17 protein-coding genes are annotated in these 18,583 nt (G+C 55.0%); 12 read left to right on the top strand and 5 right to left on the bottom strand.

Annotated elements, in window-relative coordinates; all coding sequences use genetic code 11:
- The first annotated feature begins 62 nt into the window (after nucleotides 1-62).
- Genes nudF through parE form a run of 5 tightly spaced genes read left to right on the top strand, consistent with a single transcriptional unit; the run spans nucleotide 63 to nucleotide 4,468 of the window.
- Entirely contained in the window at nucleotides 63-695 is a 633-nt protein-coding gene (gene nudF, locus OGV67_RS14735) for an ADP-ribose diphosphatase (protein ID WP_024130957.1), read from the top strand.
- Nucleotides 692-1,114, top strand: coding sequence for a DUF1249 family protein (locus OGV67_RS14730; protein ID WP_012135164.1), 423 nt, complete (start codon nucleotides 692-694; stop codon nucleotides 1,112-1,114). Before nudF ends, OGV67_RS14730 begins: the two co-directional genes overlap by 4 nt.
- A gap of 24 nt (nucleotides 1,115-1,138) precedes the next feature.
- Nucleotides 1,139-1,966 carry a 3',5'-cyclic-AMP phosphodiesterase gene (gene cpdA / locus OGV67_RS14725; RefSeq protein WP_012135163.1) on the top strand — a complete coding sequence of 276 codons (828 nt, stop codon included), beginning with the start codon at nucleotides 1,139-1,141 and terminating at the stop codon, nucleotides 1,964-1,966.
- Complete coding sequence (gene yqiA / locus OGV67_RS14720) at nucleotides 1,966-2,547, top strand: esterase YqiA (protein ID WP_214143710.1); 582 nt, start codon at nucleotides 1,966-1,968, stop codon at nucleotides 2,545-2,547. The genes cpdA and yqiA overlap by 1 nt, the downstream gene beginning before the upstream one ends.
- A gap of 28 nt (nucleotides 2,548-2,575) precedes the next feature.
- On the top strand, nucleotides 2,576-4,468 hold the full coding sequence (parE, locus tag OGV67_RS14715) for a DNA topoisomerase IV subunit B (RefSeq protein ID WP_012135161.1): 1,893 nt from the start codon (nucleotides 2,576-2,578) through the stop codon (nucleotides 4,466-4,468).
- 75 nt (nucleotides 4,469-4,543) lie between these two features.
- Here parE and OGV67_RS14710 read toward each other — a convergent pair whose 3' ends face one another.
- Nucleotides 4,544-5,395: a helix-turn-helix transcriptional regulator gene (locus OGV67_RS14710; RefSeq protein WP_115614408.1), complete on the bottom strand. Its 852-nt coding sequence runs from the start codon at nucleotides 5,393-5,395 to the stop codon at nucleotides 4,544-4,546.
- 165 nt (nucleotides 5,396-5,560) lie between these two features.
- Between OGV67_RS14710 and OGV67_RS14705 the strand changes: the two genes are divergently transcribed.
- The 3 genes from OGV67_RS14705 to OGV67_RS14695 are packed head-to-tail and all read left to right on the top strand — an operon-like array spanning nucleotide 5,561 to nucleotide 9,907.
- On the top strand, nucleotides 5,561-7,381 hold the full coding sequence (locus tag OGV67_RS14705) for a DUF2264 domain-containing protein (RefSeq protein WP_115614409.1): 1,821 nt from the start codon (nucleotides 5,561-5,563) through the stop codon (nucleotides 7,379-7,381).
- Between the two features lie 32 nt (nucleotides 7,382-7,413).
- Complete coding sequence (locus tag OGV67_RS14700; protein WP_058668117.1) at nucleotides 7,414-8,682, top strand: oligosaccharide MFS transporter; 1,269 nt, start codon at nucleotides 7,414-7,416, stop codon at nucleotides 8,680-8,682.
- A gap of 34 nt (nucleotides 8,683-8,716) precedes the next feature.
- Nucleotides 8,717-9,907 carry a glycoside hydrolase family 88 protein gene (locus OGV67_RS14695; protein WP_112001547.1) on the top strand — a complete coding sequence of 397 codons (1,191 nt, stop codon included), beginning with the start codon at nucleotides 8,717-8,719 and terminating at the stop codon, nucleotides 9,905-9,907.
- Nucleotides 9,908-10,068: 161 nt separating this feature from the next.
- Here the strand turns inward: OGV67_RS14695 and OGV67_RS14690 are convergent, their stop codons facing one another.
- The 4 genes from OGV67_RS14690 to qseB all read right to left on the bottom strand — a co-directional run bounded on the left by OGV67_RS14690 (nucleotide 10,069) and on the right by qseB (nucleotide 13,110).
- Entirely contained in the window at nucleotides 10,069-10,383 is a 315-nt protein-coding gene (locus tag OGV67_RS14690; protein WP_012135156.1) for a putative quinol monooxygenase, read from the bottom strand.
- A 30-nt stretch (nucleotides 10,384-10,413) separates the two neighbouring features.
- Complete coding sequence (locus OGV67_RS14685; RefSeq protein ID WP_286465687.1) at nucleotides 10,414-10,995, bottom strand: NAD(P)H-dependent oxidoreductase; 582 nt, start codon at nucleotides 10,993-10,995, stop codon at nucleotides 10,414-10,416.
- Between the two features lie 109 nt (nucleotides 10,996-11,104).
- Nucleotides 11,105-12,454: a quorum sensing histidine kinase QseC gene (gene qseC / locus OGV67_RS14680; protein WP_049009955.1), complete on the bottom strand. Its 1,350-nt coding sequence runs from the start codon at nucleotides 12,452-12,454 to the stop codon at nucleotides 11,105-11,107.
- Nucleotides 12,451-13,110, bottom strand: coding sequence for a quorum sensing response regulator transcription factor QseB (gene qseB, locus OGV67_RS14675; protein WP_049009957.1), 660 nt, complete (start codon nucleotides 13,108-13,110; stop codon nucleotides 12,451-12,453). Before qseB ends, qseC begins: the two co-directional genes overlap by 4 nt.
- A 153-nt stretch (nucleotides 13,111-13,263) precedes the next feature.
- Here qseB and OGV67_RS14670 point away from each other — a divergent pair, with 153 nt between their 5' ends.
- From OGV67_RS14670 to ftsP, 4 genes are all read left to right on the top strand, one after another.
- Nucleotides 13,264-13,656 (top strand): YgiW/YdeI family stress tolerance OB fold protein, encoded by a 393-nt coding sequence (locus OGV67_RS14670; protein WP_012135152.1) that lies wholly within the window; start codon nucleotides 13,264-13,266, stop codon nucleotides 13,654-13,656.
- A gap of 131 nt (nucleotides 13,657-13,787) precedes the next feature.
- A complete protein-coding gene (gene parC, locus OGV67_RS14665; RefSeq protein ID WP_115614410.1) occupies nucleotides 13,788-16,046 on the top strand; it encodes a DNA topoisomerase IV subunit A in 2,259 nt (752 codons plus the stop codon).
- 240 nt (nucleotides 16,047-16,286) lie between these two features.
- Complete coding sequence (gene plsC, locus OGV67_RS14660) at nucleotides 16,287-17,024, top strand: 1-acylglycerol-3-phosphate O-acyltransferase (protein ID WP_047461176.1); 738 nt, start codon at nucleotides 16,287-16,289, stop codon at nucleotides 17,022-17,024.
- 70 nt (nucleotides 17,025-17,094) lie between these two features.
- The gene (gene ftsP / locus OGV67_RS14655) at nucleotides 17,095-18,507 is read left to right on the top strand and encodes a cell division protein FtsP (RefSeq protein WP_012135149.1); all 1,413 of its coding nucleotides are present in this window, start codon (nucleotides 17,095-17,097) and stop codon (nucleotides 18,505-18,507) included.
- Nucleotides 18,508-18,583: the final 76 nt, after the last annotated feature.

The raw sequence follows: 18,583 nt of genomic DNA, 5'->3' as shown, positions 1-18,583 counted from the left end.
AAACGGCAGTCAAACGCCCTTGAAATTCACATTTTAATCACTATTGGTACCAGGACAGCACAATGCATAAACCAGACAACTCGCCAATGACTTTCTCCAAAAACGATGTAGAAATTATTGCACGAGAAACGCTATATCGCGGTTTTTTTTCACTGGATCTCTATCGTTTCCGCCACCGCCTGTTCAACGGTGAAATGAGCGGTGAAGTGAAACGCGAAATTTTTGAGCGCGGCCACGCCGCAGTGTTGCTACCCTTTGACCCTGAGCGCGACGAAATTGTACTGGTCGAACAGATTCGTATCGCGGCGTATGACACCAGCGAAACGCCGTGGTTGCTGGAAATGGTCGCCGGGATGATCGAAGAGGGCGAAACCGTTGAGGAGGTCGCTCGTCGCGAAGCAATGGAAGAGGCCGGACTTGAGGTCAAACGGACGAAACCAGTCATGAGTTACCTGGCAAGCCCCGGCGGCACCAGCGAGCGTCTTTCTATTTTAGTGGGTGAAGTGGATGCCACGACCGCGAACGGGATTCATGGTCTGGCCGATGAAAACGAAGATATTCGTGTTCATGTGGTAAGTCGGGAGCAGGCTTACCAGTGGGTAGAAGAGGGGAAAATCGACAACGCGGCTTCTGTCATCGCTTTGCAATGGCTGCAACTGCACTATCAAGAGTTAAAACACGAGTGGAAAAAATGAAGCGTTACACACCTGACTTCCCTGAAATGATGCGCCTGTGCGAAACTAATTTTTCGCAATTGCGCCGCCTGTTGCCGCGCAATGACGCACCCGGCGAAACAGTAAGCTATCAGGTGGCCAACGCGCAATATCGGTTAACGATCGTTGAATCGACCCGATACACTACGCTTGTTGCGATCGAGCAGACGGCGCCAGCCATTACGTACTGGAGCCTGCCGTCACTTACGGTGCGCCTGTACCATGACGCGATGGTGGCCGAAGTGTGTTCAAGTCAGCAGATCTTTCGCTTCAAAGCGCGGTATGATTATCCAAATAAAAAGTTGCATCAACGCGACGAAAAGCATCAAATTAATCAGTTTCTGGCCGACTGGCTGCGTTACTGTTTAGCACATGGAGCGATGGCGATTCCGGTTTATTAGCGTCGTGAAACCTAAGGACACCATTTGGAAAGCCTGTTAACCCTTCCTCTGGCTGGTGAGGCCAGAGTCAGGATCTTACAAATTACCGATACTCACCTGTTTGCCGAAAAACATGAAACGCTGCTGGGCGTGAATACCTGGGAAAGTTACCAGGCGGTGCTGGATGCGATTCATGCCGGGCAGCACGAATACGATCTGATCGTGGCGACAGGTGATTTAGCGCAGGATCAAACGGCTGCGGCCTATCAGCACTTTGCTGAAGGTATCGCAAGCTTTCGCGCGCCTTGCGTTTGGTTGCCGGGTAACCATGACTTTCAGCCCGCGATGTACAGCGCGTTGCAGGAAGCGGGGATCTCCCCGGCCAAACGCGTGTTTATCGGCGATCAATGGCAAATCTTGCTGCTGGATAGCCAGGTTTTTGGCGTACCGCATGGTGAATTGAGCGACTTTCAGCTTGAATGGCTGGAGCGTAAACTTGCCGATGCGCCGGAGCGCCACACCTTGCTGCTTCTGCATCACCATCCATTGCCTTCGGGATGCAGCTGGCTGGATCAGCACAGCCTGCGTAACGCGGCCGAACTGGACAGCGTGCTGGCGAACTATCCACGCGTCAAATACCTGCTGTGCGGTCATATTCATCAGGAGCTGGATCTTGACTGGAATGGCCGCCGCCTGCTGGCGACGCCGTCCACCTGCGTCCAGTTCAAGCCACACTGCGCGAACTTCACGCTGGACACGATAGGGCCAGGCTGGCGGACGCTGGAACTGTACGCCGAGGGTTCTCTGGAAACGCAAGTGCATCGTCTGCCGGGGACTCAATTCCGACCCGATACCGCTTCGGAAGGATACTGATGTCTACGCTTCTTTATCTGCATGGGTTTAATAGCTCTCCGCGTTCGGCAAAGGCATGTCAGCTTAAAAGCTGGCTGGCGGAGCGCCACCCTCATGTTGAGATGATCGTGCCGCAACTGCCGCCGTATCCTGCTGATGCGGCAGAGTTGCTGGAATCTATCGTGCTTGAACACGGTGGAGCGCCGCTCGGCGTCGTTGGATCGTCGCTGGGCGGCTATTACACCACCTGGCTGTCGCAGTGTTTTATGTTGCCTGCGGTGGTGGTGAACCCGGCGGTGCGGCCGTTTGAACTGCTGACCGACTACCTCGGTCAGAACGAGAACCCCTACACCGGGCAGCAATATGTGCTAGAGTCTCGCCATATTTACGATCTTAAAGTCATGCAGATTGACCCGCTGGAAGCGCCGGATTTGATCTGGTTGCTGCAACAGACGGGGGATGAAGTGTTGGACTACCGCCAGGCGGTGGCGTATTACGCCTCCTGCCGCCAGACCGTTATCGAGGGCGGAAACCATGCATTCACGGGCTTCGAAGATTATTTCAACCAGATTGTCGATTTCCTTGGACTGCACAGTTTCTGACAATCAATTCGAATTGCTAATTTAAATCATGACGCAAACTTATAACGCTGATGCCATTGAGGTACTCACTGGGCTAGAGCCGGTACGCCGCCGCCCGGGGATGTACACCGATACAACCCGCCCGAACCATCTTGGGCAGGAAGTGATTGATAACAGTGTGGATGAAGCACTGGCGGGTCACGCAAAACGCGTGGATGTGATTTTACATGCCGATCAGTCACTGGAAGTGATTGATGATGGCCGTGGGATGCCGGTGGATATCCACCCGGAAGAGGGCGTTCCGGCGGTTGAACTGATCCTCTGCCGACTGCATGCGGGCGGTAAGTTCTCCAACAAGAACTACCAGTTCTCCGGCGGTCTGCACGGGGTGGGGATTTCCGTCGTCAACGCCTTGTCAAAACGCGTGGAAGTCACCGTGCGTCGTGATGCTCAGGTCTATAGCATCGCCTTTGAAAACGGCGAGAAAGTGCAGGATCTTCAGGTTGTCGGGACATGCGGTAAACGTAATACCGGCACCAGCGTTCACTTCTGGCCGGATGAAACTTTTTTCGACAGCCCGCGTTTTTCCGTCTCTCGCTTAACCCATATCCTGAAAGCGAAAGCGGTGCTGTGCCCTGGCGTTGAAATCACCTTTAAAGATGAGGTCAACAATAGCGAGCAGCGCTGGTGCTATCAGGATGGCCTGAACGACTATCTGGGCGAAGCGGTTAACGGCCTGCCGACCCTTCCTGAAAAACCGTTTATCGGTAATTTTGCCGGTGATACGGAAGCCGTAGACTGGGCGCTGCTGTGGCTGCCGGAAGGCGGCGAGCTGCTGACCGAAAGCTACGTTAACCTGATTCCGACGATGCAGGGCGGTACCCATGTAAACGGGCTGCGCCAGGGTCTGCTGGACGCGATGCGTGAATTCTGCGAATACCGCAATATTCTGCCGCGCGGCGTGAAGCTGTCTGCGGAAGATATCTGGGATCGCTGCGCTTACGTGCTCTCGGTGAAGATGCAGGACCCGCAGTTCGCCGGGCAGACCAAAGAGCGTCTCTCTTCGCGCCAGTGTGCGGCGTTTGTGTCGGGCGTGGTGAAAGACGCCTTCAGCCTGTGGCTGAATCAGAACGTTCAGTCTGCGGAGCTGCTGGCGGAGATGGCCATTTCCAGCGCCCAGCGTCGACTGCGCGCGGCGAAGAAAGTGGTGCGCAAAAAGCTGACCAGCGGCCCGGCGCTGCCGGGTAAACTGGCGGACTGTACCGCGCAGGATCTCAATCGTACCGAACTGTTCCTCGTGGAAGGGGACTCGGCGGGCGGTTCCGCCAAGCAGGCGCGCGATCGTGAATATCAGGCGATCATGCCGCTGAAAGGTAAGATCCTCAACACCTGGGAGGTCTCTTCCGATGAAGTGCTGGCATCGCAGGAAGTACACGATATTTCTGTGGCGATCGGCATCGATCCAGACAGCGACGATCTGAGCCAGCTGCGTTACGGCAAGATCTGTATCCTGGCGGATGCGGACTCCGATGGTCTGCACATCGCCACGCTGCTCTGCGCCCTGTTTGTGAAGCACTTTCGCACGCTGGTGAAGCACGGGCACGTCTACGTTGCGCTGCCACCGTTGTACCGTATCGATCTCGGCAAAGAGGTTTACTATGCGCTGACGGAAGAAGAGAAAGCGGGCGTGCTGGAACAGTTGAAGCGTAAGAAAGGCAAGCCGAACGTGCAGCGCTTTAAAGGTCTGGGTGAAATGAACCCGATGCAACTGCGCGAAACCACGCTCGATCCGAACACCCGTCGCCTGGTGCAGCTCACTATCAGCGACGAAGACGATCAGCGTACCAACGCCATGATGGATATGCTGCTGGCGAAGAAACGCTCCGAAGACCGCCGCAACTGGTTGCAGGAAAAAGGCGATATGGCGGATCTCGACGCGTAATCGACCATTGAATGCCTTATCCGGCCTACGCTCGCATTGTGCCCGTAGGCCGGATAAGCGAAGCGTCATCCGGCGTTACTGTCTATGCCGCTTGCGATACTGTAACGGCGTTTCGCCAATCCCTTTGCCAAAGGCACTAATAAAGTACGTCACGTCTGAAAACCCCACCTGTCGGGCAATCTCCCGCACACTCTCCTCGCTGTGTAACAACGCTTCGCAGGCTTTGCGTAACCGAAGGGTATTGAGATAATTGAGGATGCTTTCACCGGTTTCAAAATGAAAGCGCCGGGAAATGTAGCTTTTTGATTTTCCTGACTCTTCTGCCAGCTTGCTGAGGCTGAATTTACGGGTGTAATTTTCATCCAGCCAGAACATCACCTGGCTTGCTATTCCGGTGCCAATCTCCGTCATATTGACGTTATCTTCGGGCAACAGGCTAAATAAACTCAATAACAGGCAGGAAATCTGTTCGGCGTTAAGCGGCTTGAGCGCTGCCATTTTCTCGTAACGGCTGAAGAGAAAATCAACGTGCGGGTGAATATCCGCCACATCGAATACTCTGGCCTCGCCGCCACGTACGGTCAGACTTTGCAGACGCTGTTGATTAAGCGGAAAATCGCGCAGCACTTTCAGTACCGCATGCTGATCGAGGTGAATAATGGTTCGGCGGTAGTGGTCTTGCGCCTGCTCATCCACCATGATTTTATGCAGGGTAAAGGGCGGGAAAAAGAACAATCGACCTGGTCGCATGGTGTATTGCTGGTGATCGACGATCACCACGCCAAATCCTTCCTCCACATACAGCACCTCCAGACACTGATGCCAGTGGTGATAGCGAACCGAGTTAGCAAATAATCGACTAAATGACGCAATGGCGTCATTGAGCGCGATCAGTTCCAGATGTTCCTGAGATGAGGGTGCATTCATAGTGCAATAGATTTAAATTTTTGCCGCTGAATTCTGGTTTATAAACCTTGTTTTTAAATTTTTTCAATCACTGTTTTATTTTAATTCTATTGGTGTGATTGAGATAACATTTCCGCTTGTCGGCGATTCACTATCCTTTAGCCACTTAATTCAGAGGGGCAGAGTATGTGGTCGGCAACTGAAGAAAAATCAAATCCATTGTCATTCCGTGAAGACGTAATCAGCGCCGTCACAACGATGCTGAGCGCGCTGGATAAACAGTTTCCCGCAGGGGCGGCGCAGTTTTCACTGGGTGACACCTGCGCGCACTACAGTGTGGATATCGCCTGCATGGAAGGGCTCTCCAGAGCGTTATGGGGTCTGTTTCCTCTGATGGCTGGCGGCGCTGAGGTGCCGTTTGCTGATAAGTATATTCAGGCGATTAAACTCGGCACCAATCCACTCAGTCCGCACTACTGGGGCGATACCGACCCTTACGATCAGCGCCTGGTTGAGATGGCCGCCTATGGCCTCGGCCTGGCGTTGCTGCAAACGCGTTTAACCGACAAGTTCAGCGAAACGGAACTGGCGAATCTTCATCGCTGGCTAAACCAGATCACCGACGCGCAAATGCCGGACAGCAACTGGAACTACTTTGCGATTATCGTCCAGTTGGGTTTCAAACGTGCCGGGCTGCCGTTCGATCAGGCGGCGATCGACCGCCGTTTTACGATGATGGAAGCGTACTACCTGGGTGACGGCTGGTATGCCGATGGCCCCGGTCGCCCAAAAGATTACTACATCTCGATGGCTTTCCATTTTTACGGGCTGCTGTACGCCACGCTGAACCCGGAAGATGCTGCCCGTGTCGCCACCCTGCGCGAACGCGCTCGCCTGTTTGCCGCTGATTTTATCTACATGTCGGCAGCAGATGGCGCATCCGTACCGTTTGGCCGCAGTCTGACCTATCGCTTTGCGATGGTCGCGTTCTGGAGCGCGGCGGCGTTTGCTGAGCTGGATGTCTTCTCGCCGGGCGTGATTAAAGGGGTGATCCTGCGGCATCTGCGCTGGTGGCAGCAGCAGCCGATCGTCGATCGTGACGGCATTCTGACGCTGGGGTTTGCTTATCCGAATCTGGCGATGTGTGAAGATTACAACTCGCCGGGCTCCCCTTACTGGGCGCTGAAGGTTTTTTTGATCCTCGCCTTGCCGGACGATCACGCCTTCTGGCAGGCCGAAGAACTCCCGCTGCCGCAATGCGCAGAAAAACACGTTATTCCCCATGCCGCACAAATTTTGCAGCACAGTGAGAATTCAGACCATGTCACGATGCTGACTTCGGGCCAGCTTGAACTGAATAACTACGTTAACACTGAAGCGAAATACACGAAGTTTGCCTACTCCAGCCGTTTTGGTTTCACCATTGAACGCGGACGCTATGGCCTTAAACATGCGTCGTGCGACTCCATGCTGCTGCTGGCGGATGGCGACAACTATTTCCGTGGCCGCCGTCGCTGCGACGAAGTGCGGGTCGATGAGAATTTTATTTTTTCCCGCTGGTCTCCGTGGCATGACGTCACTGTCGAGACCTGGCTGGCGCCCTTCGGCGAGTGGCATCTCCGCCTGCACCGCATCCACAGCGCGCGAACGTTGCAAACCGTGGAGGGCGGCTTTGCGGTGATGAAAACGGCGCATCAGCTCAGTGAGCGCGGATGCTACCTGGCGGCGGAAAACGGATGCAGCACGATCGTCGATCTGTCGCCCGCGCTGGCCCGCCAACCGGACAGCATTATTACGCCGCCGAACAGCAGCATTATGTTTGCACAATGCGCCGCGATTCCACTGCTTACCGCAGAAATTGCACAGGGCGAAAGCTGGCTGTGTTGCGCGGTTTCTGCTTCCGGGCAACAGAAAAAATATACGGCAATTCCGCAACTGCAAATAAACGATAACCAGGTGGTTATTCGCGAACCAGAAAGCGCACGCCAGTTATCGTTCTTTTTATAAAACTCTGGCCCCTACACGTTGGCGAGGATGGTATGAAAAATTGTTCAACAAATAACAGAACTGAATATTATAAAATCAGTAGCTTTATATTCCTCTATTTCTTTACCTGGTCTGCCAGTATTGGTTTACTGGCCATCTGGCTGGGGCAGAAAGCACAGCTAAGCGGCACGGTTATTGGTACGGTGTTTGCGGTAAACGGTATTTTTGCGGTCATTCTGAAGCCCATTTATGGCTACATTCTCGATAAAATCGGCATGAGCAAATACCTGCTCTATTTTGTTGTGATGATATCGGCACTAATGGCGCCATTCTTTATTTATGTTTATCAGCCATTATTACTTTCAAACACCATGCTGGGCATTGTTATCGGCGCGATTTACCTGAGCTTTGCCTGGTATGCTGGCGTGGCGGCTTGTGAATCCTACTCTGACCGCTTCAGCCGTCTTAACGGCATGGAGTTTGGCCAAATACGCATGTGGGGCTCGCTGGGGTGGGCGGTGGCGTCGTCGTTTTCCGGCCTGCTGTTTAACCTCTCTCCGGCGTATAACTTCATTATGGGCAGCGTGGCGTCGGTGGTGATGCTGGTGGTACTGCTGAGTCTGAAAGTGAATGTGAATGCGGCAAACGCAGCGGACGTGCTGACAAAAGAGAAAATCGTCCCGGCGGATGTCTACGCTCTGTTGCGCAGCCGTAAGTTCTGGGCGTTCTGTCTGTATGTCGCCGGCGTGGCGTGGATGATGTTTATCGCAGAGCAGCAGTTCTCCCGCTACTTTGTCACCTTCTTCTCTGACGTTCATGAAGGCAACGCGGTGTTTGGCTATCTGGGAACCGTGCAGTCGGGAATGGAATTTGTCATGTATATGGTGGTTCCATTATTTGTTAACGCGATCGGCGCTAAACGCGGTTTGTTGATTGTGGGGGCGCTGGTTGGCGCGCGTCTGATTATTTCCGGGCTGTGTGATTCACACCTGCTCATCTCCGTACTGAAGCCGCTGTATGGTCTGGAAATCTGTCTGCTGTTGGTTTCGGTCTTTAAATACATTGCTGAACACTTTGATAAACGCGTCAATGCGACCATGTATTTATTGGGCTATCAGGCGATGCTGTATGTCGGCAATGTGGTGATCTCTTCACCTGCCGGATTAATGTATGACCGAATTGGTTTTGAGAAAACGTATATCATCATGGGGATGATTGCGCTGACCTTTACGCTTATTTCGGCATTTACCTTATCGGCATGTCAGAGTAAATCCCGCCATCGTACTGCTATTGAGATCGCCGAAAATAATACGGCGCATTAAATTTCATTGGGTTTAATTTAGAAGGAACCGAAATATGTTAAATCATATCGTTGAGGAAACGTTGCGCGCATTTCCTGGCAGCCCGGTTGACGCCGGAACTTTTCAGGATGAAATGATCGGCGCGCGTGAACACGTCCTCGAGCTGATTAGCCGTCATTTAACGGAATTCGGTGAAAAATTTCCTGCCGAAACCTGCGTTAACGGTTATTACCCGTTAACTGACAACGTTGAGTGGACCACCAGCTTCTGGACCGGGCAACTGTGGCTGGCGTGGGAGATGAGCGGCGAGGCGAAATATCGTGAACTGGCGGAAAAACATGTGCGTTCTTTTGGCCTGCGTATTGCCGGACGCCACGACACCAACACCCACGATCTGGGGTTCCTTTATACCCTGTCCTGCGTCGCAGCCTGGCGACTGACGGGCAACCGCGATGCGCGTGGTTTTTCGCTGATGGCGGCAGAAGCGCTACTGGAGCGTTTCCATGAAAAGGCGCAGATTATCCAGGCGTGGGGCGATCTTAACGATCCCGAACAGGCCGGGCGGATGATCATCGACTGCAACATGAACCTGCCGCTGCTGTACTGGGCGAGCGAGCAGACGGGCGATCCGCGTTTTGCCGAGGCGGCAAAAGCCCATGTGGCGCAGGCCGCGAAATACCTGATTCGTGAAGATGCATCCACTTTCCATACTTACTACATGGATGTGAAAACCGGCGCGCCGCGTTACGGCAACACCCAGCAGGGTTATGCGGATGATTCATGTTGGTCGCGCGGTCAGGCGTGGGGGATTTATGGCTTCCTGCTGAGCTATATCTATACGGGCGACAAAGAGATGGTGGCGCTGTCGAAAAAGCTGGCGAACTATTTCCTTAATCGCCTGCCGGAAGACGCGGTCTGCCATTGGGATCTGGCGCTGGTGGGGACAGACGCGCTGCGTGACGCCTCGTCGGCGGCGATTGCCGTGTGTGGCCTGCTGGAGTTGATCAAACACCTGCCCGTGACCGATCCGGATCGTGAGCGTTATCAGCAGTGGGCGATGGGAATCATGTCATCGCTAACGAAGCGCTATCTGATGGCGAAAAATGAGAAGGGGAACGGGCTGTTGAAACATTCGGTGTACCACCTTTCGAGCAACAAAGGGGTCGATGAGTGTGCTAGCTGGGGGGATTATTTCTACGTGGAAGCGTTAACGCGGTTTACCCAGTGCTGGAAGCTGTACTGGTAACCATATTGCCCGGAATTGCCTGGAATTGCCCGGTGGCACTGCGTTTACCGGGCCTACATTCGGGGAATGCGCTGTAGGCCGGATAAGCGGAGCGCCATCCGGCGTTAGTGTCGTGCTGTAGGCCGGATAAGCGAAGCGCCATCCGGCATTTAGCGCAAAACTTAAACGCCTGACTCCAGAATACGGATACTTGTTTCCAGCACGTCGCCTTTAACGGCTTCGGCGTAGGCTTTCATATGCGGGGTTTGCAAATGCGCTTCGAGATGCGCAACGCTTTCCCACTGTTCAACCATCACGATTGAGTCAGGTGCGGTCGTCTGAAAGGCCACGCCCGCAGCATGATCGACCATCGGCGCGTAGCCGTGGCAACCCTCTTCTTTCAGCACGGTCGGAATGATTTTGGCAAACTGATCCAGTACCGCCTGACGGTGATGTTGACCTGGACGGGTACGGATTTCAGCAATGACAGTAAGCATGGTTAACTCCTTCTAATTCCAGGCTACTAGTTAACCAAAAATCTCGCTCAGATGCTTGCGATATTCTGCGATATAACGCGGAACATCCGGCATTTTGATGACGTCATTGGTGATAAAGGTTGGCAGCGCTTCCATTCCGAGGAACTGATTGGCCTTGTGGAACGGCAGGTATACGCCATCCACGCCAACGCCGTGGAAGAACTGATCGTTGTCGGTGAAGGCCCCCATCGGTGCGTTCCAGGTCAGAGAGAGCATGTATTTTTTCCCCTGAATCAGACCGCCGGAGCCGTATTTTTTTGACGCGTCCGAACGGGTGCGGCCATCGCTGGCGTACAGCGTACCGTGGCCTTCGGTAAAGACGTCATCCATGTATTTTTTCACGGTCCACGGTGCGCCCATCCACCAGCCGGGCATCTGCCAGATAACCACGTCAGCCCAGACGAAGTGCTGTACTTCGGCTTTGACATCGTAATCACTTTCAGCGCGGACGATTTTGACATCATGCCCGAGGTCGCGCAGAAGGCCATCCGCCACTTCGGTCAGGGTGTCGTTCAACTGACCATTGGAGTGCGCAAATTTTTTCGCCCCGTTGATAATCAGAATGTTGCTCATTATTTGTCCTCTCAGGAATGCGTTTGAAACAGATTTTACGCAGATGAGCGGCCCGGTGAAATGAGCAAAATGTGCAAAGTCTTTTGCTCATTGCGCAATAATCTTGCGATCACCAGGTTACTACGGCTTCAAAGCCTCCTTCCGGCGCATTGCCAAACGAGACGCTCATCCCATGCAGCGAGGCGATGCGGCGGACAATCGACAAACCCAGACCACTGCCGGTGACGCTCTGACCTGGCGGGCGATAGAATCGTTCGCCGATACGCGCCAGCACCGCCGGCGAAACGCCGGGGCCATTATCCCGGACGGTAAAATACCGGGCATTCAGCGTCACGTTCACCACACTGCCCTGTGGGCTGTAACGAATGGCGTTATCCAGCAAATTGCGCACCAGCAGGCTGAGCAGCAGCGGTTGGCCCGTGCGCGTGACGTTGTGGGCGTTAACGTGCAGACGCACGTCAATATGCGCCTGCTGTGCCGGTTGCCAGATATCCATTACGGCGGATTGCAGTAGCGCCTCCAGCGAGACTTCCGCGACATCTTGCAGGTTATCGAGCGAGTCGAGCCGTGAAAGGGTTAAGAGCTGATCCACCAGGCGCGTGGCGCGCTCAATCCCCGTATGCAGTTGCATGAGCGCTTTTTGACGCGCCTGCGGGTCGTCGTCCGAGAGCTGCGCCACCTCGGTTTGTACTTTCAGCGCAGTGAGCGGGCTGCGTAACTCATGCGCCGCGTCCGACGTGAATTGCCGCTCGCGCACCATCATCGAATGCGTACGGGCAAATAACTGGTTGAGCGCGCCGACTAACGGACGAACCTCACTTGGCACACCCTTATCGTCAAGCGGCTCTTCCGATTCCGGGGAGCGCAAACGCAGCGCCTGGGCGAGCTTTTTCAGCGGCCTGAGCTCCCGGCTAAGCAGCACAATCAGGATGAGCAGCATCAGCGGAAGCGCGATCAGCCACGGCGTTAGTTGCGCGGTGACAATCGCCAGCGCCATATCCTCGCGGTACTCCAGCTCCTGAGCGACGACGATACGGTACTTGCCATCCGCAGAGGTCAGCCAGACAAAACGCCATTTATCATCATCGCCATTCAGGTATCCGTCATCAAAACCTTCCCGACGATAGCTGTAGGGAATATCCCGGCCATTATCGCCATCGTTCAGCACCATTCTGCCGTCGGCGGTATACACCGCAAAGGCCAGCACATCGTCATCGACATGACCATGCTTCAATTTTTTCGGCGTCTGTGCCATCCGTTCAGGCGCCGAGATTTCGTTGACATCCAGAGTAATAAGGCGCTTCGCAAACAGCATGAGCTGGGTATCAAACAGCTCGTCGACGTTGTCGGTCGTCTGTTTCCAGGCCACGAAGCTGGAGGCCACCCAGGTGATGGCGGCCAGGATCAGAAAAATAAGCGTGAGCCTGACGCGCAGGCTGAGACGTTGTGTGAGTTTCATGGGTTGCCCAGGGTGTAGCCGATCCCGTGTACGGTGCGGATAAAATCACTGCCCAGCTTACGGCGTAAGTGATGAACATGTACCTCAATGGTATTGCTGGAGACATCTTCGTCCCAGGTATACAGCTTCTCTTCGATGAGCTTACGCGGCAACACGCGCCCGACGTTGCGCATCAGCAGCTCCAGCAGGGCAAACTCTTTCGGCTTCAGGGGCAGCGGCTCACCTGCCAGCGTCGCGACCAGATTACCGGGATTGAGCGTAACCTGGCCGTGGCGCAGTTCGTTGCTCACCTGGCCGTTAGCGCGGCGTAACAGCGCTTCCAGGCGGGCGGCGACTTCAATCAGCGCGAAAGGTTTGCACAGATAGTCGTCCGCTCCCAGACGCAGCCCCTCCACGCGTTCCGCCAGCGCATCGCGCGCCGTCAGAATCAGTACGGGTTCGCGTTTTCCCTGTTCACGCCATTCGCGCAGGATATCCCGTCCGTCCATCCCCGGTAGCGTAAGGTCGAGGATCACCGCATCATAAGGCGCGCTGTAGAGCGCTTCTTTACCCTGACGACCTTCGGTGAACCAGTCGACGCTGAATCCCATTTTGCTTAAACCCGCCTTGATGCCGTCGCCAATCAGCGCGTCATCTTCTACCAGTAAAATACGCATATGTTCATCCCTGCGGTGACTCTTTCTCTCGCCAGTAAACCCTGTCGTGGCGCGCGTTGTACAGAAAAAAAAGTATCTTTTTTTGCCTTAAGAAGTTGTTAAGGATTACCTTATTTAATTGAGACGAAACAGCGTAAAAAGGGAGAGAGAGTCATGAAAAAATTGGCTGCAATGGTTGCCGTAATGGCGTTGTGTTCCGCTCCGGTTCTGGCGGCTCAGCAAGGTGGATTTTCTGGCCCGACGGCGACGCAAAGTCAGGGCGGTGGGTTTGTTGGTCCGAACGGGAGTAATACGACCGTAGAAAGCGCGAAATCAATGCGTGATGACGCCTGGGTCACCCTGCGCGGTAACATCGTTGAGCGTATCTCCGACGATCTGTATCTGTTCAAGGACGCCACCGGGACGGTGAATGTCGATATCGACCACAAACGCTGGAACGGCGTTACCGTAACGCCGCAGGACCTGGTTGAAATCCAGGGCGAAGTGGATAAAGACTGGAATTCCGTTGAAATCGACGTGAAGCAAATCACCAAAGTCGCCAAATAAACCCCATCAGGGCCGCACTCGCGGCCCTTTTTCTTTGTGACTCAACGCGCCAGATAAGGTAGTATCTGCGGCAATATTGCCTGACGGATACTGGGTTATTGTTCAGGCTAACAGTTGAGGAACCACGATTAATGAGCGATATGGCAGAGCGCCTTGCGCTGCATGAATTCACGGAAAACGCCTATCTGAACTACTCCATGTACGTCATCATGGACAGGGCGTTGCCGTTTATTGGTGACGGACTGAAGCCGGTTCAGCGTCGCATCGTGTACGCGATGTCTGAACTGGGGCTGAACGCCAGCGCCAAATTTAAAAAATCCGCCCGTACCGTCGGCGACGTGCTGGGTAAATACCATCCGCACGGCGACAGCGCCTGTTATGAAGCGATGGTGCTGATGGCGCAGCCGTTCTCTTACCGTTACCCACTGGTTGACGGGCAGGGGAACTGGGGCGCGCCGGACGATCCGAAATCCTTCGCGGCGATGCGTTATACCGAATCCCGTCTGTCGAAATACGCGGAAGTCCTGCTGAGCGAACTCGGTCAGGGGACGGCGGACTGGGTGCCGAACTTTGACGGTACCCTGCAAGAGCCGAAGATGCTGCCTGCGCGTCTGCCCAATATTCTGCTCAATGGCACCACCGGCATCGCCGTTGGGATGGCGACAGACATTCCGCCGCATAACCTGCGCGAAGTGGCGAAAGCCGCGATCACCCTGATTGAGCAGCCGAAAACAACGCTTGAGCAGGTGCTGGATATCGTGCAGGGGCCGGACTACCCGACCGAAGCGGAAATCATCACCTCCCGTGCGGAAATCCGTAAGATTTACGAAAATGGTCGCGGCTCCGTGCGTATGCGCGCGGTATGGAAAAAAGAAGATGGCGCGGTGGTGATTACCGCGCTGCCGCACCAGGTGTCCGGCGCTCGCGTACTGGAGCAGATCGCCGCCCAGATGCGGAACAAAAAGCTGCCGATGGTTGACGATCTGCGCGACGAGTCCGATCACGAAAATCCGACCCGTCTGGTGATCGTGCCGCGTTCCAACCGCGTGGATATGGAGCAGGTGATGAACCACCTGTTTGCGACCACGGACCTGGAAAAGAGCTACCGCATCAACCTGAACATGATCGGTCTGGACGGTCGCCCGGCGGTGAAAAACCTGCTGGAGATCCTGACCGAATGGCTGGCGTTCCGTCGCGATACCGTGCGCCGCCGCCTGAACTATCGTCTGGAGAAAGTCCTCAAGCGCCTGCATATTCTGGAAGGTTTGCTGGTGGCGTTTCTCAATATCGACGAAGTGATTGAGATAATCCGCCATGAGGATGAACCGAAACCGACGCTGATGTCGCGTTTTGGCATCACGGAAACCCAGGCCGAAGCCATCCTCGAACTGAAACTGCGCCATCTCGCCAAACTGGAAGAGATGAAGATTCGCGGCGAACAGGATGAGCTGGCGAAAGAACGCGATCAATTGCAGGGCATTCTGGCCTCCGAGCGCAAAATGAACACCCTGCTGAAGAAAGAGTTGCAGGCGGATTCAGACGCGTATGGCGACGATCGCCGCTCCCCACTGCGCGAGCGTGAAGAAGCTAAAGCGATGAGCGAGCATGACATGCTGCCGTCTGAACCGGTGACGATCGTGCTGTCGCAGATGGGCTGGGTGCGTAGCGCCAAAGGCCATGATATTGACGCGCAGGGTCTGAACTATAAATCGGGCGACAGCTGGAAAGCCTCGGCGAAAGGCAAGAGCAACCAGCCGGTGGTGTTTATCGACACGACCGGGCGCAGCTACGCCATCGACCCGATTACGCTGCCGTCGGCGCGTGGTCAGGGCGAGCCGTTGACCGGCAAACTGACGCTGCCGCCGGGCGCGACCGTAGAGCATATGCTGATGGAAGGGGATGAGCAGAAACTGCTGATGGCTTCGGACGCCGGCTATGGTTTCGTCTGTACCTTTAACGATCTGGTGGCCCGCAACCGCGCGGGTAAAGCGCTGATCACGTTGCCGGAAAACGCGCACGTTATGCCGCCGGTGGTGATTGAAGATGAAACCGATATGCTGCTGGCGATCACCGCCGCCGGGCGTATGTTGATGTTCCCGGTCAGCGATCTGCCACAGTTGTCGAAGGGGAAAGGGAATAAGATCATCAACATTCCGTCTGCGGAAGCGGCCAGAGGCGACGATACGCTGGCCCAGCTCTACGTTCTGCCGCCGCAAAGCACGCTCACGATTCATGTCGGCAAGCGCAAAATCAAACTGCGCCCTGAAGAGCTGCAAAAAGTGACCGGCGAGCGCGGTCGTCGCGGTACGCTGATGCGCGGTTTGCAGCGCATCGATCGTATTGAGATTGACTCGCCACGACGCGCCCGCGACGGCGACAGCGAAGAATAAGGCGATTTTAAGCGCCATCAGGCCATCTCATTGTGCCGGATGGCGGCGTAAACGCCTTGTCCGGCCTGCGGTTTTAACGATGCTGTCAGGCCGGATTAACAATAAAATTTCCCGTAAAACCGTTGTTTATTCGCGCATTGCGATTAACAATACGCTTTTCCAGAGAGCCGCTCTTAACAAAGCCCTAACCTGATATCAGGTGACGTAGAATGCGACGCTCTTAGGCCTTCAGAGGTTGTTATGCTATATATCTTTCGTCTAATCATTACCGTTATTTACTGCATTCTTGTCTGCATTTTCGGTTCGATCTACTGCCTTTTCAGCCCGCGTAACCCGAAGCACGTCGCGACGTTTGGCCATATGTTTGGCCGTCTGGCGCCGCTTTATGGCCTGAAGGTGGAGTGCCGTAAGCCTGCTGATGCCGAAAGCTATGGCAACGCTATCTATATCGCTAACCATCAGAACAACTACGATATGGTGACGGCAGCCAACATTGTGCAACCGCCTACGGTGACGGTCGGCAAAAAGAGCCTGGTCTGGATCCCGTTTTTTGGCCAGCTGTACTGGTTAACCGGTAACTTGTTGATTGACCGAAATAATCGTGCCAAAGCGCACGGCACAATCGCGGAAGTGGTGAGCCATTTTAAAAAGCGCCGTATCTCTATCTGGATGTTCCCGGAAGGAACGCGCAGCCGTGGCCGTGGCCTGCTGCCGTTTAAAACCGGCGCCTTTCATGCCGCTATCGCCGCCGGTGTTCCGGTGATTCCAGTGTGTGTTTCCAATACATCGAATAAAATTAAGCTTAACCGACTGAATAACGGTCTGGTGATTGTAGAGATGCTGCCGCCGGTGGACATCAGCCAGTTTGGTAAGGATCAGGTTCGTGAACTGGCGGCGCATTGCCGCTCGTTGATGGAACAAAAAATTGCAGAACTCGATCAGGAAATTGCAGAGCGCGAAGCGACCGGCAAAGTCTGAATCAGTGTGATCGCGTTTTTGTGGGAAACGACTTCCTGCGCACTCTTTGTCTGTTTTAAATGGAGCTTATATGTCACTCAGTCGGCGTCAGTTCATTCAGGCTTCGGGGATCGCACTGTGTGCCGGTGCCGTTCCGCTGAAGGCTAATGCAGCCGGTCAGCAGCAGCCTCTGCCCGTTCCGCCGCTGCTGGAGTCCCGTCGCGGGCAGCCGTTGTTTATGACGTTGCAGCGCGCGCACTGGTCCTTTACGCAGGGTACGCGCGCGCCCGTCTGGGGGATTAACGGGCGTTACCTGGGGCCGACGATTCGCGTCTGGAAAGGGGATGACGTTAAGCTCATCTACAGCAACCGCCTGACTGAAAATGTCTCCATGACCGTCAGCGGATTGCAGGTGCCGGGGCCGCTGATGGGCGGCCCTGCGCGGATGATGTCGCCCAACGCTGACTGGGCGCCGGTATTGCCGATTCGTCAGAACGCCGCCGTGCTGTGGTATCACGCCAATACGCCAAACCGTACCGCGCAGCAGGTCTATAACGGCCTTGCCGGGATGTGGCTGATCGAGGATGAGGTCAGCAAATCGCTGCCGATCCCCAATCATTACGGCGTGGATGATTTCCCGATCATTATCCAGGATAAGCGGCTGGATAATTTCGGTACGCCGGAGTACAGCGAACCGGGCAGCGGCGGGTTTGTTGGCGATACGCTGCTGGTCAACGGCGCGCAAAGTCCTTACGTGGAAGTTTCCCGCGGCTGGGTACGCCTGCGCTTGCTGAATGCGTCAAACTCTCGCCGTTACCAGTTGCAAATGAGCGACGGTCGCGCGCTGCATGTTATTTCTGGCGATCAGGGCCTTTTACCCGCGCCGGTGTCCGTCAAACAACTGTCGCTGGCGCCCGGTGAACGCCGGGAAATTCTGGTCGATATGACCAATGGCGATGAGGTGTCGATCACCTGCGGGGAAGCGGCCAGTATTGTCGATCGCATCCGTGGCTTCTTTGAACCTTCCAGCATTCTGGTCTCTACGCTGGTGCTGACCTTACGGCCAACCGGGTTGCTGCCGCTGGTGACTGACAGCCTGCCGATGCGTTTATTGCCAACGGAGATTGTCAGCGGCGCGCCGATTCGCAGTCGGGATATCAGCCTCGGGGATGATCCCGGCATCAACGGGCAATTGTGGGACGTCAACCGCATTGATATCACCGCCCAGCAAGGTTCCTGGGAGCGCTGGACCGTTCGCGCCGATATGCCGCAGCCTTTCCATATTGAGGGTGTCTCTTTCCTGATCCGCAACGTCAATGGCGCCATGCCGTTCCCGGAAGATCGGGGCTGGAAAGATACGGTATGGGTGGACGGGCAGGTGGAATTGCTGGTTTATTACGGACAGCCTTCCTGGGCGCACTTCCCGTTCTACTTCAACAGCCAGACGCTGGAAATGGCCGACCGGGGGTCTATCGGACAAATGCTGGTGAACCCGGCGCCGTAAATCTTCCCTCGCCCGCAAGGGCGAGAAGTGAATACCCTTCTCTTTCGTTCCGGCATATAATCCCCGGCCTTTGATT

Source organism: Citrobacter sp. CK188 (assembly GCF_030333525.1).
Classification (GTDB): domain Bacteria; phylum Pseudomonadota; class Gammaproteobacteria; order Enterobacterales; family Enterobacteriaceae; genus Citrobacter_B; species Citrobacter_B koseri.
The sequence above is the reverse complement of the archived record's forward strand: the minus strand, read 5'-3'. Positions and strand labels throughout refer to the sequence as shown.

Bases quoted from the DNA above. Each gene is read 5' to 3' on its own strand.
- nudF (WP_024130957.1), top strand. From the start codon at position 63: ATGCATAAACCAGACAACTCGCCAATGACTTTCTCCAAAAACGATGTA.
- OGV67_RS14730 (WP_012135164.1), top strand. From the start codon at position 692: ATGAAGCGTTACACACCTGACTTCCCTGAAATGATGCGCCTGTGCGAA.
- yqiA (WP_214143710.1), top strand. From the start codon at position 1,966: ATGTCTACGCTTCTTTATCTGCATGGGTTTAATAGCTCTCCGCGTTCG.
- parE (WP_012135161.1), top strand. From the start codon at position 2,576: ATGACGCAAACTTATAACGCTGATGCCATTGAGGTACTCACTGGGCTA.
- OGV67_RS14710 (WP_115614408.1), bottom strand. From the start codon at position 5,395: ATGAATGCACCCTCATCTCAGGAACATCTGGAACTGATCGCGCTCAAT.
- OGV67_RS14705 (WP_115614409.1), top strand. From the start codon at position 5,561: ATGTGGTCGGCAACTGAAGAAAAATCAAATCCATTGTCATTCCGTGAA.
- OGV67_RS14700 (WP_058668117.1), top strand. From the start codon at position 7,414: ATGAAAAATTGTTCAACAAATAACAGAACTGAATATTATAAAATCAGT.
- OGV67_RS14695 (WP_112001547.1), top strand. From the start codon at position 8,717: ATGTTAAATCATATCGTTGAGGAAACGTTGCGCGCATTTCCTGGCAGC.
- OGV67_RS14690 (WP_012135156.1), bottom strand. From the start codon at position 10,383: ATGCTTACTGTCATTGCTGAAATCCGTACCCGTCCAGGTCAACATCAC.
- OGV67_RS14685 (WP_286465687.1), bottom strand. From the start codon at position 10,995: ATGAGCAACATTCTGATTATCAACGGGGCGAAAAAATTTGCGCACTCC.
- qseC (WP_049009955.1), bottom strand. From the start codon at position 12,454: ATGAAACTCACACAACGTCTCAGCCTGCGCGTCAGGCTCACGCTTATT.
- qseB (WP_049009957.1), bottom strand. From the start codon at position 13,110: ATGCGTATTTTACTGGTAGAAGATGACGCGCTGATTGGCGACGGCATC.
- OGV67_RS14670 (WP_012135152.1), top strand. From the start codon at position 13,264: ATGAAAAAATTGGCTGCAATGGTTGCCGTAATGGCGTTGTGTTCCGCT.
- parC (WP_115614410.1), top strand. From the start codon at position 13,788: ATGAGCGATATGGCAGAGCGCCTTGCGCTGCATGAATTCACGGAAAAC.
- plsC (WP_047461176.1), top strand. From the start codon at position 16,287: ATGCTATATATCTTTCGTCTAATCATTACCGTTATTTACTGCATTCTT.
- ftsP (WP_012135149.1), top strand. From the start codon at position 17,095: ATGTCACTCAGTCGGCGTCAGTTCATTCAGGCTTCGGGGATCGCACTG.